This is a genomic window from Hymenobacter sediminis, assembly GCF_003231285.1.
GTDB lineage: Bacteria > Bacteroidota > Bacteroidia > Cytophagales > Hymenobacteraceae > Hymenobacter > Hymenobacter sediminis.
This window is the reverse complement of sequence record NZ_QKNS01000001.1, coordinates 754,374-771,998: the sequence shown is the minus strand read 5'-3', so window position 1 is coordinate 771,998 and position 17,625 is coordinate 754,374. Positions and strand designations below refer to the sequence as shown.

The 17,625-nt window shown below is 57.4% G+C and carries 15 protein-coding genes; 9 read left to right on the top strand and 6 right to left on the bottom strand.

The window, feature by feature from the left end; genetic code table 11:
* Positions 1–89 precede the first annotated feature (89 nt).
* Positions 90–977 (top strand): tyrosine-type recombinase/integrase, encoded by an 888-nt coding sequence (locus DNI29_RS03230; protein WP_110976619.1) that lies wholly within the window; start codon positions 90–92, stop codon positions 975–977.
* Positions 978–1,013: 36 nt separating this feature from the next.
* Positions 1,014–1,313 (top strand): ribosome hibernation-promoting factor, HPF/YfiA family, encoded by a 300-nt coding sequence (hpf, locus tag DNI29_RS03225; RefSeq protein WP_110976618.1) that lies wholly within the window; start codon positions 1,014–1,016, stop codon positions 1,311–1,313.
* 86 nt (positions 1,314–1,399) lie between these two features.
* Here the strand turns inward: hpf and metK are convergent, their stop codons facing one another.
* A complete protein-coding gene (metK, locus tag DNI29_RS03220) occupies positions 1,400–2,662 on the bottom strand; it encodes a methionine adenosyltransferase (RefSeq protein ID WP_110976617.1) in 1,263 nt (420 codons plus the stop codon).
* A gap of 251 nt (positions 2,663–2,913) precedes the next feature.
* Here metK and DNI29_RS03215 point away from each other — a divergent pair, with 251 nt between their 5' ends.
* Both DNI29_RS03215 and DNI29_RS03210 read left to right on the top strand, forming a co-directional pair.
* The gene (locus tag DNI29_RS03215) at positions 2,914–3,678 is read left to right on the top strand and encodes a DUF2975 domain-containing protein (RefSeq protein WP_162303492.1); all 765 of its coding nucleotides are present in this window, start codon (positions 2,914–2,916) and stop codon (positions 3,676–3,678) included.
* Positions 3,678–3,920, top strand: coding sequence for a helix-turn-helix domain-containing protein (locus DNI29_RS03210; RefSeq protein ID WP_110976615.1), 243 nt, complete (start codon positions 3,678–3,680; stop codon positions 3,918–3,920). The genes DNI29_RS03215 and DNI29_RS03210 overlap by 1 nt, the downstream gene beginning before the upstream one ends.
* Before the next feature lie 72 nt (positions 3,921–3,992).
* Here the strand turns inward: DNI29_RS03210 and DNI29_RS03205 are convergent, their stop codons facing one another.
* The 3 genes from DNI29_RS03205 to DNI29_RS03200 all read right to left on the bottom strand — a co-directional run bounded on the left by DNI29_RS03205 (position 3,993) and on the right by DNI29_RS03200 (position 7,842).
* Positions 3,993–6,446 carry a prolyl oligopeptidase family serine peptidase gene (locus DNI29_RS03205; RefSeq protein WP_110976614.1) on the bottom strand — a complete coding sequence of 818 codons (2,454 nt, stop codon included), beginning with the start codon at positions 6,444–6,446 and terminating at the stop codon, positions 3,993–3,995.
* A gap of 103 nt (positions 6,447–6,549) precedes the next feature.
* Complete coding sequence (locus tag DNI29_RS24030; RefSeq protein WP_123823050.1) at positions 6,550–7,098, bottom strand: hypothetical protein; 549 nt, start codon at positions 7,096–7,098, stop codon at positions 6,550–6,552.
* A gap of 141 nt (positions 7,099–7,239) precedes the next feature.
* A complete protein-coding gene (locus DNI29_RS03200; RefSeq protein WP_123823049.1) occupies positions 7,240–7,842 on the bottom strand; it encodes a hypothetical protein in 603 nt (200 codons plus the stop codon).
* A 218-nt stretch (positions 7,843–8,060) separates the two neighbouring features.
* Here DNI29_RS03200 and DNI29_RS03195 point away from each other — a divergent pair, with 218 nt between their 5' ends.
* From DNI29_RS03195 to DNI29_RS03175, 5 genes are all read left to right on the top strand, one after another.
* A complete protein-coding gene (locus DNI29_RS03195; protein ID WP_110976612.1) occupies positions 8,061–9,746 on the top strand; it encodes a glycoside hydrolase family 43 protein in 1,686 nt (561 codons plus the stop codon).
* 33 nt (positions 9,747–9,779) lie between these two features.
* A complete protein-coding gene (locus tag DNI29_RS03190; RefSeq protein ID WP_110976611.1) occupies positions 9,780–11,705 on the top strand; it encodes a glycoside hydrolase family 97 protein in 1,926 nt (641 codons plus the stop codon).
* 86 nt (positions 11,706–11,791) lie between these two features.
* The gene (locus DNI29_RS03185; protein ID WP_110976610.1) at positions 11,792–13,096 is read left to right on the top strand and encodes a family 8 glycosyl hydrolase; all 1,305 of its coding nucleotides are present in this window, start codon (positions 11,792–11,794) and stop codon (positions 13,094–13,096) included.
* A gap of 84 nt (positions 13,097–13,180) precedes the next feature.
* A complete protein-coding gene (locus DNI29_RS03180) occupies positions 13,181–14,728 on the top strand; it encodes a glycoside hydrolase family 43 protein (RefSeq protein ID WP_110976609.1) in 1,548 nt (515 codons plus the stop codon).
* A 292-nt stretch (positions 14,729–15,020) separates the two neighbouring features.
* Positions 15,021–16,334 (top strand): family 43 glycosylhydrolase, encoded by a 1,314-nt coding sequence (locus DNI29_RS03175; protein ID WP_202910363.1) that lies wholly within the window; start codon positions 15,021–15,023, stop codon positions 16,332–16,334.
* Between the two features lie 74 nt (positions 16,335–16,408).
* Here the strand turns inward: DNI29_RS03175 and DNI29_RS03170 are convergent, their stop codons facing one another.
* Both DNI29_RS03170 and DNI29_RS03165 read right to left on the bottom strand, forming a co-directional pair.
* Positions 16,409–17,059 (bottom strand): HD domain-containing protein, encoded by a 651-nt coding sequence (locus DNI29_RS03170; RefSeq protein WP_110976608.1) that lies wholly within the window; start codon positions 17,057–17,059, stop codon positions 16,409–16,411.
* Positions 17,060–17,123: 64 nt separating this feature from the next.
* Complete coding sequence (locus tag DNI29_RS03165; RefSeq protein WP_110976607.1) at positions 17,124–17,558, bottom strand: GNAT family N-acetyltransferase; 435 nt, start codon at positions 17,556–17,558, stop codon at positions 17,124–17,126.
* Positions 17,559–17,625 lie beyond the last annotated feature (67 nt).

Sequence of the window (17,625 nt, the reverse complement as noted above, 5' to 3'; positions counted from 1 at the left end):
GGCCGGTTTTTTCGCGTCCAGGCTTTTGCACTTTCTTCTCTTGAATTCCATACATTGGTTGTCCGGCCTTAGCGGCTGGCGCCCGATGTATGGAATTATTTTTTGACTACCTGCGGTTTGAGCGCCGATACAGCCCGCACACGGTGCTCTCGTACCAGACGGATCTGCGGCAGTTCGCAGAGTTTCTGCTAAAGACCTATGAGTTGCCCGACCTTACCCAGGCCGACCATACGCTAATCCGCTCGTGGGTGGTGGAGCTAATGCAGAAGCAGCAGGACCCGCGCACCGTCAACCGCAAAATTGCTACCCTGCGCTCCTACTACAAGTACCTGCTACGGACAGGGGTTATTCAGAAAAACCCCATGCTGCGCATTACCTCGCCTAAAGCGGCTAAGAAACTGCCCGACTTTGTAGCCGAGGACTCTTTGAATGGCTTACTAAACTCCTTTGAGTTTCCGGACACCTTCGCAGGCGTACGCGACCAACTGGTACTGGAGCTATTGTACGGTACCGGCATCCGGCTTTCAGAACTGATTGGCATCCGGACCGATGACCTGAGTTTGCCGGGGAAAACTGTGCGCGTGACGGGTAAAGGCAACAAGCAGCGCATCGTGCCCCTGAACCCAAGCTTGCTGCTCGTACTCAGCCGTTATATAGAAGTTAAGCAACGCGAATTTGGGGTAGACAGCAACGCCGGCGCCGCCCTCCTCGTTACGGACAAGGGAGAGCCGCTCTATGAAAAGTTTGTGTACCGGACCGTGAAGCACTATCTGAGTCAGATAACCACTGCTTCTGGTCAGCAGCACCCGCACGTGCTTCGGCACTCCTTTGCTACCCACCTGCTGGGCAAAGGGGCTGACCTGAACGCTATTAAGGAACTGCTTGGGCACGCTAGTCTGGCGGCGACACAGGTGTACACCCACCTGAGTATTGACAAGCTGAAATCCGTATTTGAAAAGGCCCACCCCAAGGCCTGATTTTGTTTCTTCTCTTACCTCTTAACCCCACAACTGATGAAAGTACAGATGCAATCGGTGCACTTCAATGCCGACCAGAAACTGCTAGACTTCATCCAGAAGCGCCTCGATAAACTCGAAACCTTCTATGATCGTGTGATAGAAGGTGAAGTAATCCTTCGCCTTAATAATAAAGACGGAATTGATAATAAAACCGTGGAAGTGAAGCTGTTCGTACCCGGCACTACCCTCTTCTCTCAGGAAGATGCCGGCACCTTTGAAGCTGCTACCGACGCCGCCGCCGAAAACTTAAAGCGCCAGATCATCAAGCATAAGGAAAAGCTGGTTAGCCACTGATTTTCGCCTACCCCCCAGAATACAGCAAAGGCCCCTGACTTCTGAAGTCAGGGGCCTTTGCTGTATTCTGGGGGGTAGGCGTATCGTTACAGGCTGAACTCTGCCTTGATTTTATCGACGTAGTCGAGCTTTTCCCAGGTGAACGTTTCTACCGTGCGAGTGCTGCCATCGGCCTGCTGTACTTGCTTGGTACCGGGCTGGCGGCCCATATGGCCGTAGGCGGCCGACTCGGCGAAGATGGGGTTCTGCAGGCCCAGTCGCTGTACAATAGCATAAGGGCGCAGGTCGAAGATGCGCTGTACCTTCTCAGCAATTTCGCCGTCGGTGAGCTGGTGGCCGAAAGAGCCCGTGGCTTTAGTTGTACCATAGGTGGTCACGAACACGCCTACCGGTTCAGCTACCCCAATGGCGTAGGCTACCTGTACCAGCACTTGGTCAGCTACGCCGGCTGCTACCAGATTTTTGGCGATGTGACGAGCCGCGTAGGCTGCGGAGCGGTCAACCTTCGAGGAATCTTTGCCGGAGAAAGCGCCACCACCGTGGGCCCCTTTGCCGCCGTAGGTATCCACGATGATTTTACGACCGGTCAGGCCAGAGTCGCCGTGCGGGCCACCAATTACGAACTTACCGGTGGGGTTGATGTGGTACTTGATGTCGGAAGTAAAGAGCGCCTGCACCTCTTCGCTCAACTGCGCCTTTACGCGCGGAATCAGAATGCTCTTGATGTCCTGTTCAATCTGGCGGAGCATAGCCTGCTCATCCTCGCTGAACTCATCATGCTGAGTGCTTACCACAATGGTTTCGATAGCCTCAGGCGTATTGTCGTCGTTGTAACGAATGGTTACCTGGCTTTTCGCGTCGGGACGCAGGTAGGTCATTTCCTGACCTGCCTTCCGGATAGCCGACAGCTCGCGCAGCAGGCGGTGCGACAGGTCGAGGGCCAGAGGCATGTAGTTCTCGGTTTCGCGGGTGGCGTAACCGAACATCATGCCCTGGTCGCCAGCACCTTGCTCTTCGGGCTTGGCGCGCTCTACCCCTTGGTTGATATCAGCCGACTGCTCGTGCAGGCGGTTCATTACCTCGCAGGTATCGGCGTTGAAGAGGTACTCGGGCTTGTTGTAGCCAATGCGGCGAATTACCTCCCGGATGATAGGTTCGGCCTCTACGTGAGCCGTTGATTTGATTTCACCGGCCACCAGTGCGAAGTCGGTAGTAACCAGCGTTTCGCAGGCCACTTTGGCGGTGGGGTCCTGACGGAGGTACTCGTCGAGGATAGCGTCAGAAATCTGGTCGGCTACTTTATCGGGGTGGCCTTCCGAAACGGATTCGGAGGTGAACAGGTAAGGCATCAGCTTGTAAGGTAGAAGTACGCAAGGGGCCGGCAGCCCCTGCCCTACCCATATAGTAATGCCGGGCAGGGCCGCAAAGCTACAGGTTTTATAGATGAATGGGAGGCGAAGCGTTCATCTTTTGCTTACTATCATTAAGAGCAGGTTTATTGATTAGCATAGCTTATTTACCCATTATCAATATTTATTTATTGTTTTTCAATAATACATTCTTCACCTTTGACTTATCCTTTATTCAACTATCAGTACGCATGCCTACCATATCAAACGACCTTTTTCTGCGTTGCATCCGATTTATACTGGTGCTGTCTCTGATTACAGCCTGCGTGCACGTACTGGACGTATTGTTTGACACGGGTTACGTGACCGGGCGTTCTTTGCGTTTGCCAGCCAATACCGTAACCTTACAGCTTAACCTCACGCGCCCGCACCGCAACTTTATACAGGACATAGCCGAAGGAGCCACTGACGGGTGGCGGGCCGGCGGATCCGGCTCCGCGCGGGTTCGTCGGCCGGCACCTTTTGTTCCGGATTCGGTGGCGCCGCGGTTTAACGCGGCCGGCTTTGAGCTGCTCACCAACACCAACCAGCAGGTGCTCCGGTACCAGGAGCGGTCGTTTGGAAAGCGGCTCTCCCTGCTTTGGCTAGGAGCTTCGCACACTACGATGGGCCTGGGTGCGGCCGTGGCCCTGGCCGGAATTGTGTGGCAGTTGTGGCTGCTGGTGCGGGGCGTAACGCCTGCTGCCCCGTTCACGCAAGCCAATGCCCGACGGCTGCGCTGGATTGCGCTCCTGATTCTGGGCTGGGCCGTTTGGCAGGAAGTCGCGCACGCCCTGCTCCTGGTGCTGCTGCCCGACTTTCCGGCGCCGCACTTGCCCCTACCCCTGGCCCGCTATGTAGAGCTAACCGGCGACGCGCAAACCCCCAATCTGTGGGCCATCAGTGTGCTGGGCGTTATTGCCCTGATTTACCGCCGGGGCGTGGAACTCCAACAGGAAGCCGAACTTACCGTCTGATGCCCATACTTGTGAACTTAGATGTGATGCTGGCCCGGCGCAAGATGACGCTCAGCGCACTGGCGGAGGCTGTTGGTATAACATTGGCCAACCTTTCTATTCTGAAAAGTGGCAAGGCTAAGGCTGTCCGGTTCAGCACCCTGGCTGCTATTTGCCAAGTACTCGAGTGCCAACCCGCCGACTTACTGGAACACCGGCCCGACCCGGCCGACTTACGGTTGCACCCAGATACAGAAAGCTGAGAGCAACCACAAAGGCCCATCGGATAACCAATGGGCCTTTGTGGTTGCTCTCAGGTTCACTCTGCTACTCCCCTACTGTCCGCCAGTGTTTCGGCCGCTAGCGGGGGTAGGGTTCAGGTTGGTTTCGAAAAGCTTCAGAATGCGCTTGTACTCATCAGTCCAGGAGCTGGGTTCCACGAAACCGTGGTCTTCAACGGGGTACACGGCTAGCTCCCAGTTGTCCTTTTTCAGCTCGATGAGGCGCTGACTCAGGCGTACGATGTCCTGGAAGTGCACGTTGGTATCGACCATGCCGTGGCACATGAGCAGGTGCCCTTTCAGGCCGGCGGCGTAGTTAATGGGCGAGGACCGGGCGTAGGCAATGCTGTCGTTGTAAGGCTCATTGAGGATGTTATCGGTGTAGCCGTGGTTGTAGTGGGCCCAGTCAGTGACGGAGCGCAGGGCGGCCCCGGCCTGGAACACCTCGGGCTGGGTGAACATAGCCATCAGGGTGATGAAACCGCCGTAGGAGCCGCCGTAAATGCCGATGCGCTGGGGGCTGACGCCGTACTTTTCGGTTAGCAGCTTGGCTCCGTCTACTTGGTCGGTGAGGTCTTTGCCGCCCATGTAGCGGTAAATGCCCGTGCGCACGTCGCGGCCATAACCGGCCGAGCCGCGATAGTCAATATCCAGTACGGTATAGCCTTTGTCGGCCAGCAAGTTGTGGAACATATACTCGCGGAAGTAGGTGCTCCACCACTTATGCGCGTTCTGGAGGTAGCCAGCGCCGTGTACGAAAATCACGGCCGGGCCCTGGGGAGCGGCATTGGTGGGGCGGTAAAGGCGGGCGTACACGTCGGCCCCATCACGGGCCTTGTAGCTGATGACTTCGGGCGCGCGCCAGGGGTAGCTCTCAAACTCGGGGGTAGTGCTGTGGGTGAGTTGGCGCATTTTGGCCCCGGGCTTATTGTCCATCACAAACAGCTCCCAGGGCTTATTGGAGGTACTGTAGCGCACGGCCAACGTCTTCTCGTCGGGGGAAAGCGTGACTTCACTGGCCCCGGGCAGGGTAGTAATCTGGGTCATCGAGCCGCCTTCCAGAGGTAGGCGGTAGAAGTGCTGCTCGCCGGGGTGGGTTTTATTGGCCGTCAGGTACCAGGTTTTCCGGTCGCGGCTGAGCTGGGCCTTCTGCACTTCCCAGCGGCCGCTGGTCAGGGCTTTCTTCTGGCCCGAGGTGAAATCGGCAGTGTACAAATGGCTGAAGCCGGTTTCCTCGCTCTGGAACCAGATGCGGCGGTTGTCCGGGAGCCAGCCCACGTTGCCTTCGTCGTAGCCAATGCCAGGACCGTTAATCCAGGCGTCGTCGTGCTGGCGGTCCAGGAGGCGGATTTTCTGGGTGGTTGGGTCGAGGGCGACAATCCACCGGTCCTTATTGTCGGTGCTGCGGATGACGAGGAAGGCGTGCTGCCCGTTGTCGGACCAGAACGGCCCGTACGGGATTACGCGGCGCACTTCGGTGGCGGGCTTGTCTTTTTTGGTCCCGGCGGCTTTGGCCGTGTCGGTGGGGGTAGGCGCTTTGGCCTGCAGCTGGTACTCCTTGCGGTAGGCGGGCTGCTCATCAAGGCCTTTCAGCTCTTTGTAGCCCAGCACAAACGTGGTATCCCGACCCACATCGTAGAGGCCCAGTTGATACGCGGTTTGGGCGGCGCCTACCTTAGTGCGGGTACTGATGTCTTCGGTGAAGCCGGAAGCTGTAACGAAGTTGGGCACCAGCGCTACTTTCTGGGTGGCGGGCTCCTGCACCAGCGTATAGGTTATGTAGCGCCCATCGGGCGAGAGGCGCAGGTTGCGCACCATTTGCTGGCCCACCCAGATGGCTTTGGGGCGCAGCCGGGCCAGGGCTTTCTGCTGCTGCTGCCGGGCCTTGGCGTCCTGTTCCTTGCCGCGCAACACTTCAAACAGGGCGAGTTGCTGGGCCTTCAGAAACTTCTCCGACTTATCAGTGGGCTCCCCGGAGGCCGGCTTGCTACCGCGGCGGAAGTCGGAGCGCTGAGTGGTTTCGCCGGTGGCGAGGTCCCAGGTGAACAGGTTGCCGGCGCGGGTGTAGCTGATGGCCCGGCCCTGGAGAGCAAACTGAGCGTCGGTTTCCCGCTCGGCGGTGTTGGTTACGCGGCGCACGCGCTGGGTTTTCAGGTCGAGCAGGTAAATGTCACCGTCCTTCTCGTACACTTTGCGGGTGTAGCGCTGGTCGTACTCGCCGGCCGTGGTGGGCAGGCTCTGCTGCTCCCGCAGGCTTACTTTGCGCGGGGTACCACCGGTAGGCGAAAGGCGGTAAAGAGAGTCGCGGCGGGCTTTTTCGGGGTTCCAGGTAAAGTAAATGGTCTTGCCATCCTCGGCCCAGGAAATGTTGTTGGGGGAGCTGCCCAGCCACTGGGCCGGGTCGCGCATAATTTTCTCGACGGTGAGCGGGCCCAGCTGCTGAGCCTGGGCCGAGCCAGCCAGCAACACCAGCGCCGCACTCAGCGGCAATACGGAAAGCTTCAACATGAAACGAGGGGTAGGAATGTGTCCGGCCGCAACATAGCACAGCGGCAACGAATGGACACATATTCTACTTTCGTGTTGCGCAGATTAACAAGTCGTTTATTGTCTACTTACATTTCACTTTAGGTGGTTTATAATACCCCGTTGCCAACCTTGTGCGAACCTTCTTGTATCTACCTAAATTATTTTTGCAGAAATAATAATCCTCAGCCTGTTTCGTATGATCTATAATTCTGTCAGGCATAAAAACATTTACAACTGCAGTGTCGATATGTTGATATTTCGTTAGAACCCGAATTATGTCATGCGTAACTACCCCTGTGGAATCTTTCCAATAAAATAGCTTACCTCCTGCTTCTGTATAATTGGTTGGAAAGTTACTATAACTGAAATTAGTCCTGTCATTTGTAAGAACCCAAATCCTATTAGGGCCTCCGTATATGTGTACTACTACGTGAGAATTTTTGTAATTATGAATTGTCACACTGAATATGCTGTCCTCTTTCCTTAACGGACTATTATTTATAAAATCCTGAATGGCGATATGTACAGGATTTGGTGTGCTATCTGTTAAAGTCAAAGCGTACTTCCAGGAAGTACAACTGGTCGCCAACACCAGCGCCGCACCCAGCGGCAGTATGGAATGCTTCAACATGAAAGCAGGGGTAGGAAATGGAAGGCCGCAACTTACGCAGCGGTAGCTAATGGACATAGCCGAGCCGCCAGCGTTGCACTCTCTTGGCTGGGTGGCCCAACTGCCGCCTTCCAACAAGGCCTCCCTGGTACCGTATGGGCCTTACCGGGCTTCTGCGAGAAGTGTGTGCAATGTATTGCTGACCCGAAGCGCCTGCTGCCGGTTTACATCTTTTCCCGCGCACTGCTCATAATACTCCGGGGCGTAAAAGTGCACAGCTCGGATGGTGGCTCTAGTAATCAGATAGAGAGTGTGTTCATCGCCATCCTCAATTACACATTTGCTCGTCGATTTTGAAGCCTGCTGGTCTCCCTGTATCGTCCACAGTTGGGGCGGGTTCAGTAGGCGCCAATTGCGGCTCAGTATCTCGCCTGTTACCCTCTTGGGCAGCAGATATTGGTTGGTATCCGGAATAGTTGCCCGGAACTTGTTTTCCTCTTTGGTGAATCTGTGGCTCAGCTTACCGGGGAAATAGTGCCCCAGCGTATTGCGGTACGGACTGGTATAAGTAAAAAACTCCAGCCGATCCTGGTACTTAGCCAAGATCAGGTAGTTGGGCGAATTATTCCGGCTAGAGCCGCTCTGATAAACAATAGTGGTATCAAAGTTCTGCTGAAAGAATCGGTGTAGAGGGGTTACGGCTTGCGCCTGAACTGCTCCGGCCAGCAGCACTAATGCCGTGCTTAGTAAATAACGATTCAGCATGAAAACAGAGGTAGGGAATAGAAGGCCCTACGTACGGAGCCGTTCTGAATGGGCTTTTCTATTTCTGCCTTCCGCCGCTCTATAAGGCGGAAGTAATGTAAGTATGCTGCAAAAACATCAAAACCAGGGAGTAGCTGCTATACGCCCCAAAAATTAATCTTTGGTATTGACGGGCAACTTGCTTAAACATTGCAGAACATTCACCACCCTTCCTCCACATGCGACTACCGCAACTGAAAACATTCTTCGCCTTCCTGCTGGCACTGCTGGTCCGCAGCTTTGTGCTATCTGCACAATCGATTGACTTAACCAATCCCATTCTGACGGGCTTCTACCCCGACCCCAGCGTCATCAGGGTCGGCACTGATTATTATCTGGTTAATTCTACCTTCTCCTACTTCCCCGGCATTCCGGTCTTTCACAGCAAGGACCTCAAAAACTGGAAGCAAATCGGCAACGTTATCAGCCGGCCTTCCCAAATGAACTTCCTGGGCGACCGGATGACGCGCGGCTTGTTTGCCCCGGCCATTGAGCACCACAACGGCACATTTTACGTCACCTGCACCCTGATTGACCACAAGGGTAACTTTGTAGTGACGGCCAAAAATCCGGCTGGCCCCTGGAGCGACCCTATTTTCCTGCCGGAGGTAAAGGGCATCGACCCTTCGCTGTACTTTGAGGGCGACAAGGCCTACGTCATCTACAACAGCGACCCGCCCGAGAATAAGCCCCTCTACGACGGTCACCGCTCCATTAAGATTATCGAACTGGACCCCGTAAAGCTGCAGACGGTAGGCGAGGCCAAAATAGTGGTCAACGGCGGTGTGGACTTGAGCAAGAAGCCCGTCTGGATTGAAGGACCACACCTGATGAAGCGAGGCAACTGGTACTACCTCTACGCGGCCGAAGGTGGCACCTCGGTCAACCACACCGAGGTAGTGTTCCGCAGCAAGGCGCCTCTAGGTCCGTTTGTGCCCTACGAGAAGAACCCTATCCTCTCGCAGCGCGAGCTGCCTAAAGACCGCAAAGACCCCATTACCTCGGCCGGGCACGCGCAGTTTGTTGACGGGCCCGATGGCAAGACCTACGCCATTTTCCTGGCTGTGCGTCCTTACGAAGACAACTTCTACAATACCGGCCGCGAAACATTTATCGTGCCCGTGGAGTGGAAAGACGAGTGGCCGGTTACGGTGCCTGGCCCGAACGGCGTGCAGTACTCCTACCCCGCCAAATTTCCGGAAGTCAAGCAAAAGGATGCTCGGCCGCAGAGTGGCAACTTCAGCTACACGCTCACCTTCGAGAAGCAGCTCGACCCCGCGCTGCTGTTCATGCGCACCCTGGACAGCTCCAACTTTTCGCTGAGCAAGGCCAAAGGACTAACCCTAAAATTGAAGCCCGAAACAGTGGCCGAAACTGGCAACCCGGCCTTCATCGGCAAGCGGCAGCAGCACATGTACGGCAGCGCCGAAACTGAGCTGACGTTTGCCGCCAAGGCCGAAAACGAAACGGCCGGCCTGGTCATTTTTCAGGACGAAAAGCACTTCTACTACCTCTGCAAGTCGGTAGAAAATGGCAAGCCAGTCGTGCAGCTGCTCAAGAGCACCGCCGACGCGAAGAAGACCGAGCTGCTGGCCAAAGCCCCCCTGAAAGCAGCAGCCGGCAAGGTGCAGTTGCGCATCAATGCCGATGGCGACACCTACAGCTTCCGCTTTTCGGAGGACGGGAAGAACTACACGCTGCTGAAAGACAAGGTGGATGCGCGCTTCCTGAGCACGCAGGTAGCGGGCGGCTTCATTGGCTGCCTATATGGCATGTACGGCACCTCGGCCGGGCAGCCCACTACCAATACGGCCTCCTTCAAGTGGCTGAAGTACGAAGGGCACGACCCCATGTACAAGAAATAATCCGCGGTTTGCCAGCTCCTACCTCCTTTTTCTATGCGTTTCTTTCCACTGCTTTGCTTGCTGGTACTACCCCTCGCCGCAGCCCAAGCCGCTAAGCCCATCCGTATCAAAAGCCCCAATGGGGACGTGCAGGTGACAGTAGATGTAACCGCTCAGGGGCAGCCTACCTACGCCGTGCGCTACCGCCGGACTGAGTTGCTGCGGCCCTCCCACCTGGGGCTCCGCCTCGCTGGCGCCGACCTCACCCAGGGCCTCGAACTCACGAAAGCCGACAAGCAAACCACCGTAACCGACGACTACCAGCTAACTACCGACAAGCGCGCGAACTGCCACTACCGGGCCAACCGGCGCGTGCTGCACTTCGCCGGGGCCGCCGGGGCGCCGCAGCTTAGCGTGGTGTTTCAGGTATCGAACGATGGGGTAGCGTTTCAGTACGTGCTGGAAGGCCCGAGCCAGGAAGTGCAGCGCATCACAGCCGAGAGCACCACGTTTCACCTGCCGGCCGGCGCCAAGGGCTGGCTACATCCGCACGCCAAAGCCCAGACCGGGTTTGCCAACACCCAGCCCTCGTACGAGGAAAATTACCAGCGTGGTATAGCGGCCGGCACGCCCTCTACCATCGGGCAGGGCTGGTCATTCCCGGCCTTGTTTCAAACCAACGGGCACTGGGTTCTGCTGACCGAGGCTGGCATGGGCCGCACCTACGCCGGCACCCACCTAGCCCACGAGTCGCCCGATGCCGAGTACGGCATTGCCTTCCCGCAGCCGCCCGAAAAAACCACGCCCGATGCAGCTTTGCTGCCCGAAAGCCGCCTGCCGTGGAGCACGCCCTGGCGTGTGGTAGTAGTAGGCAATTCCCTGGCGCCCATCGTCGAATCGACCTTGACAACGGACCTGAGCGCGCCGGCTACCACGCCGGTGCTCACGGAGGGGCCCGGCAAATCGTCGTGGTCGTGGGTGCTGATGGGCGATCAAAACACCACCTACGACGTGCAGCGCCGCTTCATCGACTACGCCGCCAACATGGGCTGGCGCTACTGCCTGGTCGATGCCCTCTGGGACAAGCAGATTGGCTACGATAAAACCCAGGAGCTGGCCCAGTACGCACGCTCCAAAAACGTAGGCCTGCTGGTGTGGTACAACTCGAACGGCCGCTGGAACGAGGCCCCGCAAACGCCCACCAACGTGCTGTTTGAGCCTGAAAGCCGGCGTAAAGAGTTTGCCCGCATCAAGCAGATGGGCGTGGCCGGAGTGAAAATCGACTTTTTCGGCGGCGATGGACAATCGTTTATGAACTACTACCAGGACTTGCTCGTCGATGCCGCTCAAGCAGGTCTGCTGGTCAACTTTCACGGTACCACCATTCCGCGGGGCTGGAACCGCACCTACCCAAACCTGATGACCATGGAAGCCGTGAAGGGCTTCGAGTTCCTGACTTTCGACCAGCGCAACACCGACCAAGAGGCCACCCACTGCGCCACGCTGCCCTTCACCCGCAACGCCGTGGGCCCGATGGACTTCACGCCCATGGCGTTTTCGGAGATACGGGGCAAAGAGCGCCGCACGTCCAATGCCTTCGAGCTGGCGTTGTCGGTGCTGTTTCAATCGGGCATTCAGCACTACGCCGAGGTGCCCGAGGGCATGGCCGCGCAGCCGACCTATGTGCAGGACTTCGTGAAGAAGCTGCCGCCGCGTTGGGCCGATGTGAAGCTGCTTGACGGTTTCCCTGGCGAGTACGTGGTATTGGCCCGGCAGGCACCCGGCGGCGCTTGGTACGTGGCCGGCATCAACGCCACCGACGCACCCAAAACCATTCAGGTTAACCTAAAGAAGCTGGGCCTTCAACGCGGCACACTCATCACCGACGGAAACACCAACCGCAACTTTAGCACGCAGGCGGCGGGCAAAACCGTGAGCGTGACGCTGCCCGCGCAGGGCGGCTTCGTGGTGCATCCTTAAGCCGCTGGCCAGCATTTTCCTCCTACCCCTCACCCAGCGGGCAACCTGTGCGAAGCGCCGCACGGAGGCCCGGGTACCCTGACTCTATGAAAACATGCTTTACTTTCCTTGACCTCAGCCGGGTTAGCCTGTTGCTGCTGAGCCTGCTGTACGCGGGCCTGGGCAGCGCAGCCGCCCAGGCCCGCGTACAGCAGGCTCCTGCCAGCCCAAAAGGGGCGTTTTACACCGGCAAGTACCCCAACTTGTTTCGAGAGGCAGGCTACAAGCAGGCCGACATCGACCAGAAGATAGCCCAAACTTATCAGGCGCTTTTCAAGGGCCCCAACAAGGTGTACTTCGAGGTAGGCGATTCGATGGCCTACGTATCGGACCTGAAAAACCACGATGCCCGCACCGAAGGCCTCTCGTACGGCATGATGATAGCCGTGCAGCTGAATAAGAAAGGCGAGTTTGACCGTTTGTGGCGCTGGTCGAAAAAGTACTTACAGCACCAAAGCGGCCCCTTGGAAGGCTATTTTGCCTGGAGCATCGACCCTACTACACTGAAGCGTAACTCGGAAGGGCCGGCTTCTGATGGGGAGCTGTACTTTATCACCAGCCTGCTCTTTGCCTCTAACCGCTGGGGCAACACCACTGGTATCAACTACTACCAGGAGGCCCGCCGCATTCTAGATGCCATGTGGAAGAAGGACGGCACCGGCGACGTGTACAACCTGATTAACACCCAGCACAAGCAGATAACGTTTGTGCCCGTTGGTGACATGTACAACTGGACCGATCCGTCCTACCACGTTCCGGCCTTTATGGAGGTGTGGGCCGAGTACGCCAAGGATGGGCACGAGGCGTTCTATCGGGCCTGTGCCGATACGTCGCGGGCGTTTCTGCACCGCGCCTGCCGTGCCCCTACCGGCCTCAACTACGACTACACCGAGTTTAGCGGGCAGCCCCGGGAAACCAAGTGGGCGCCGCCTGCCTTCCGCTACGACTCTTGGCGTGTGCCCATGAATATTGCCATGGACTACGTGTGGTTTGGCAAGGACAAAGCCTGGCAGGAGCAATACGCCCAGCGCTTTCAGGGCTTCCTGCGCGGCAAGGGGCTTACTACCTTCGAGGATCAGTTCAACGTGGATGGCTCCCGGCCCGACTTTATCCTACCCGCCGGCAACGTCAAGAAGTTGCGGCACTCCCTGGGGCTGGTAGCTACCAGCGCCTCGGCCTCCCTGATCCGGGGCAAGACCAACGACCTGGATTTTGTGCACGCCCTCTGGAACGCCAAGCTGGAGCCCTATGCCGACGGCTACTTCGACCCGTACTACGACGGCATTCTGTACCTGTTCAGCCTGCTGCACCTGAGCGGAAAATACCAGGCCATCCATCCTCAGCAGCGCTAATACCCTGCACCGGTACTTCTTGCCATGCCTCACTACTTTAAGCGAAGTGCTTTCCTGTTCGGACTACTCCTGGCGTCGGCGGCCATGTTGCCGTTGGCTGCGCAGGTAAAGCAAGCCCAAAACCCCATCATCTTCGCCGACGTGCCGGACCTGTCGATGATTCGGGTGGGCAAGACCTACTACATGAGCAGCACGACCATGCACATGAGTCCGGGCGTGCCCATTATGAAGTCTACGGACCTCGTGAACTGGCACCTAGTAAGCTATGCCTATGACACCCTCGCCAGCCAGGATGAACTGACACTCAGCAATGGCAAGAGCACCTACGGTCGGGGCTCGTGGGCCAGCAGCCTGCGGTTTCACAACGGCACGTACTACGTTACAACGTTCGCCCAAACTACCGGCAGAACCTACGTGTACTCCACCAAGAACATCGAGAAAGGTCCCTGGAAGGTCGCGTCGTTTAAGCCCAGCTACCACGACCATTCCTTGTTTTTCGATGACGATGGCCGTGTGTATCTGGTGTATGGGGCGGGTAAGCTGCGGCTACTGGAGCTTACGGCCGACGCCTCTGCCGTGAAGCCTGGCGCCACGGAGCAGGTGCTGATTGAAAACGCCAGTGCCCCAGCCGGCCCGAATATTAATCTGCAGGCGGAAGGCTCGCAGCTCTTCAAAATCAAAGGCAACTACTACCTCTTCAACATTGTGTGGCCCAAGGACGGCATGCGCACGGTAGTAGTGCACCGGGCCGATAAGCTGACGGGCCCCTACGAAGGCCGGGTGGCGCTGCAAGATCTGGGTGTAGCGCAAGGTGGCCTGATTGACACGCCCGACGGGCGCTGGTTTTCCTACCTGTTCCGCGACTACGGAGCCGTAGGCCGCATCCCCTACCTAGTGCCCGTGACTTGGGCCGAAGGCTGGCCCGTGCTGGGCACGGCTGGCAAGGTGCCCCAAGCCCTAGCCCTCCCCCCCAGCAAGGGCTTAATCCCAGGCCTGGTGGCATCGGATGAGTTTACCCGGCGCAAGGGCGAACCCGCCCTACCCCTTGTATGGCAGTGGAACCATAACCCCGCAAACTCGCTCTGGTCGGTCACGGACCGCCCCGGCTACCTGCGCCTGAAAACCAGCCGCCCAGACACTACCTTCCTGCTCGCTCGCAACACCCTAACCCAGCGTACCATTGGGCCAACCTGCACCGGCACCACCGCCCTGGACGTAGCCCACCTGCAGGATGGCGATTTTGCTGGCCTCGCCTTGCTGCAAAAAAGGTACGGCCTAGTGGGGGTTGAGCTCCGCAACGGCGTGAAATCCATTGTGATGATTAGCGCAGAATCGGAAAGGCCCGTGGAACTGCAGCGCCTACCCCTCACGCAGTCAGTAATCCACTTCAAAGCGGAGTGCGATTTTAGGGAGCGTAAGGATGTAGCCACTTTCTACTACAGCCTCAATGGCAAAGCGTGGCAACCAATTGGGCAACCGCTTAAAATGGCCTACACCCTGCCGCACTTCATGGGCTACCGGTTTGGCCTCTTCAACTACGCCACCAAGAACCCCGGCGGCTACGCTGATTTCGACTATTTCCGGATTACAAATACGATAACAGGCGAGAAACCCTCTCAAGTGGCAAACTAGAGCTAGAACCTAGCTCCCCTCCTCAGAGGAGGGGCTAGGGGTGGTTGATTAATCGTTGAACGACTTACTAACTCTAGTTCTCTAACTCTAGTCTTTCAACCACCCCCAACCCCTCCTCAACTGAGGAGGGGAGCTAGGTTCTAAGCTTAGTGTATTACCTGCTTACTTCAAGAAAACTAGCCCACTGCGGCGGGTAAAGCCTCTTTTGCTGCAGCTTCTTCCCGCCTGCCTGCTTACCTCCACCACCGAAAACAACCTCATGATACTTCGTAGACTCCCTTATTTTCTGAGTGTGCTTGCTTGCCTGGTTGGGAGCACTGCCTGGGCGCAAAACCCGTTTATCACCAACCAGTTTACGGCCGACCCTACGGCGCGCGTATTCGGGGATAAGGTGTACGTGTATCCGTCGCACGATATTCGGGCTAGGCCAGGGCACGGGCGCGCTGGCTGGTTTGTCATGGAGGACTACCATGTGTTTTCTTCCGCCAACCTCACCGACTGGACTGACCACGGCGTTATCGTCACGCAAAACAAGGTGCCTTGGGTGAAGCCCGACAGCTACAGCATGTGGGCGCCGGACTGCATTTACCGCAACGGCAAGTACTACTTCTACTTTCCTACTACCCCCAAAGACACCACCCAGGTAAAGGGGTTCACCATTGGCGTAGCCGTATCCAACAGCCCCACCGGTCCCTTCGTGCCGCAGCCGCTGCCCATAAAAGGAGTACAAGGCATCGACCCCAATGTGCTGATTGACAAAGATGGGCAGGCCTACCTCTACTGGTCGGAGGGGCATATTTACGGGGCCAAGCTCAAGGAAAATATGCTGGAGCTGGCCTCCGAGCCACAGGTGCTGGGCGAGCTACCCACACAAGGCCTAAAGGAGGGACCTTACGTGTTTGAGCGCAAGGGCACTTATTACCTGACCTACCCGCACGTAGCCAACAAAACCGAGCGCCTCGAATACGCCACCAGCCCTACCCCCCTGGGACCGTTCAAAGTCCAGGGCGTGATTATGGACGAGTCGCCGACGGGCTGCTGGACCAATCACCACTCTATTCTTCCGTTCAAAAATCAGTGGTACCTGTTCTACCACCACAATGATCTGTCGCCCGCTTTCGATAAAAACCGTTCCGTGCGGCTCGACAGCCTGTTCTTCGAGCCAGATGGCTCCATCCGAAAAGTAGTCCCGACCCTGCGCGGTGTAGGCCTGACGGACGCCCGGCAGAAAATTCAGCTGGACCGTTACAGCCAGCTCAGCCCCGGCGGTGCTTCCATTGCCTTCCTGGATACGGCCAACAAGTTTCAGGGCTGGAAGACGGTATTCAATGGCAGCCAGGGTTGGGTGCGGTACAATGGGGTAGCCTTTGGCACAAAGCCCCTCCGGACGGTGACCATGCGCGTAACAGCCGCAGCTGGAGCCACGGTGCAGATCAGGGTTGATGGAGCCTCTGGCCCCGTGCTAGCTCAAGTTGCTGTACCGCAGGGAAGCCGCTGGCAGGAGGTGAAAGCCCCTCTATCTGCCTTTAAGTCCGGCACGCACACGCTGGTAGTATCAGCCAAAACCACCATGCCCGTTGAAATTGACTGGGTGAAATTTGATTGACGTGAACAGGCCGGAGTGCCGTGTCATGGCCAATCTTAATCCGTCGGCTACACTCTGACTCCGCTCTTATTACCTCACACTTCTCCCCCGCTTTCCCACACCTTCAGCTCGGCCCGTAGGTTGCGGCGGGCCTGAGCATCCAGCCGCTCCCGGAAGGCGGGAGTTTGATAAAGGACCGTAACGTTGAGCAGCTTCTCCAGCACCTTGCGGCGGCCGCGGCGGTACATGAAGTCGGGCACGAGGCGGTACTCCTGGCGCACCTGGCGGGCGTACTGCCAATAGTCAGCCTCAGGTGCTCCTAGAATTTGCAGGTCAGCATCGAGGAAGAAATGCAGGTCTGGGTCGGCAGCGGGCTGGGGTTGGGTGTGGTCTTTGGTACGCTCAATGAGGTAGGCTACGCGCTGGCGTCGCTCGGGCGAAAGGGTGGTATGCCGCAGAAACTCCAGAGCCAGGGCGGCACTGCGGGCTTCGTTGTCGTCGCGGAGGGTGCTGTACACGGCATCATGAAACCAGATGGCTAGTTCCACCACTTCCCGGTCCTGAACGAGGGTAGGGTGCTGTTTCACGGCATCCAGTAGAGCCCGGATGTGAGGCAGGGCATGGTAATAACGGTCGGAGGCGCTGTAGGCGTCGGTGAGTTGCTGATAGGTAGCTTTCTGCCGCGCTTCATCCGACAGCAGAGGGGTAGTAAGGCGGTTCCAACGGGCAAGCAAGGTTGTGTTCATAGCTAGTAATCGAATCGGGTAAATCAGGGCGGTGAACTAGAAATAAGGAATTAGATCTGAAACGCTAGTTGCCTGTCGGGACGCCATAGGGGTTGCTCCGCTTTACCTCCATGTACCGCTCGGGGTTGGCTATTGGGCGGAAGCCAAACTGCTCGTACAAGCCGTGCGCATCCAGGGTAGCCAGCATCTGTCGGCGTACGCCACTAATATCCGGGTGGCTCCAGACTTCCTGCATGAGTTGCTTGCTGATGCCCTGGCCCTGAAACTCGGGTAGTACAAACACGTCGCAGAGCCAGGCGAAGGTAGCCCGGTCGGTAATGACGCGGGCGAAGGCCACCTGTCCGCCATTGGGGCCATACACGCCAAAGCAGAGGGAGTTGGCAATGGCCCGCTCTATGGTTTCCAGCGGAATGTTGGTGGCCCAGTACGAGCCCTCGGCCAGGTAGCGGTGAATTAGGGGAATATCCAGGCGGTGAGGATCGGTGCTGACGGTGTACATGGCCAAGGAGAAGCAGATGAATGCCGGAAGAACGGAGGTTCTGGTAAAACTACGGCTTGTCGTCATC

Excerpts from the sequence above, each read along its gene's own strand:
- DNI29_RS03230 (WP_110976619.1), top strand. The coding sequence starts at position 90 with ATGGAATTATTTTTTGACTACCTGCGGTTTGAGCGCCGATACAGCCCG.
- hpf (WP_110976618.1), top strand. The coding sequence starts at position 1,014 with ATGAAAGTACAGATGCAATCGGTGCACTTCAATGCCGACCAGAAACTG.
- metK (WP_110976617.1), bottom strand. The coding sequence starts at position 2,662 with ATGCCTTACCTGTTCACCTCCGAATCCGTTTCGGAAGGCCACCCCGAT.
- DNI29_RS03215 (WP_162303492.1), top strand. The coding sequence starts at position 2,914 with ATGCCTACCATATCAAACGACCTTTTTCTGCGTTGCATCCGATTTATA.
- DNI29_RS03210 (WP_110976615.1), top strand. The coding sequence starts at position 3,678 with ATGCCCATACTTGTGAACTTAGATGTGATGCTGGCCCGGCGCAAGATG.
- DNI29_RS03205 (WP_110976614.1), bottom strand. The coding sequence starts at position 6,446 with ATGTTGAAGCTTTCCGTATTGCCGCTGAGTGCGGCGCTGGTGTTGCTG.
- DNI29_RS24030 (WP_123823050.1), bottom strand. The coding sequence starts at position 7,098 with ATGTTGAAGCATTCCATACTGCCGCTGGGTGCGGCGCTGGTGTTGGCG.
- DNI29_RS03200 (WP_123823049.1), bottom strand. The coding sequence starts at position 7,842 with ATGCTGAATCGTTATTTACTAAGCACGGCATTAGTGCTGCTGGCCGGA.
- DNI29_RS03195 (WP_110976612.1), top strand. The coding sequence starts at position 8,061 with ATGCGACTACCGCAACTGAAAACATTCTTCGCCTTCCTGCTGGCACTG.
- DNI29_RS03190 (WP_110976611.1), top strand. The coding sequence starts at position 9,780 with ATGCGTTTCTTTCCACTGCTTTGCTTGCTGGTACTACCCCTCGCCGCA.
- DNI29_RS03185 (WP_110976610.1), top strand. The coding sequence starts at position 11,792 with ATGAAAACATGCTTTACTTTCCTTGACCTCAGCCGGGTTAGCCTGTTG.
- DNI29_RS03180 (WP_110976609.1), top strand. The coding sequence starts at position 13,181 with ATGTTGCCGTTGGCTGCGCAGGTAAAGCAAGCCCAAAACCCCATCATC.
- DNI29_RS03170 (WP_110976608.1), bottom strand. The coding sequence starts at position 17,059 with ATGAACACAACCTTGCTTGCCCGTTGGAACCGCCTTACTACCCCTCTG.
- DNI29_RS03165 (WP_110976607.1), bottom strand. The coding sequence starts at position 17,558 with ATGTACACCGTCAGCACCGATCCTCACCGCCTGGATATTCCCCTAATT.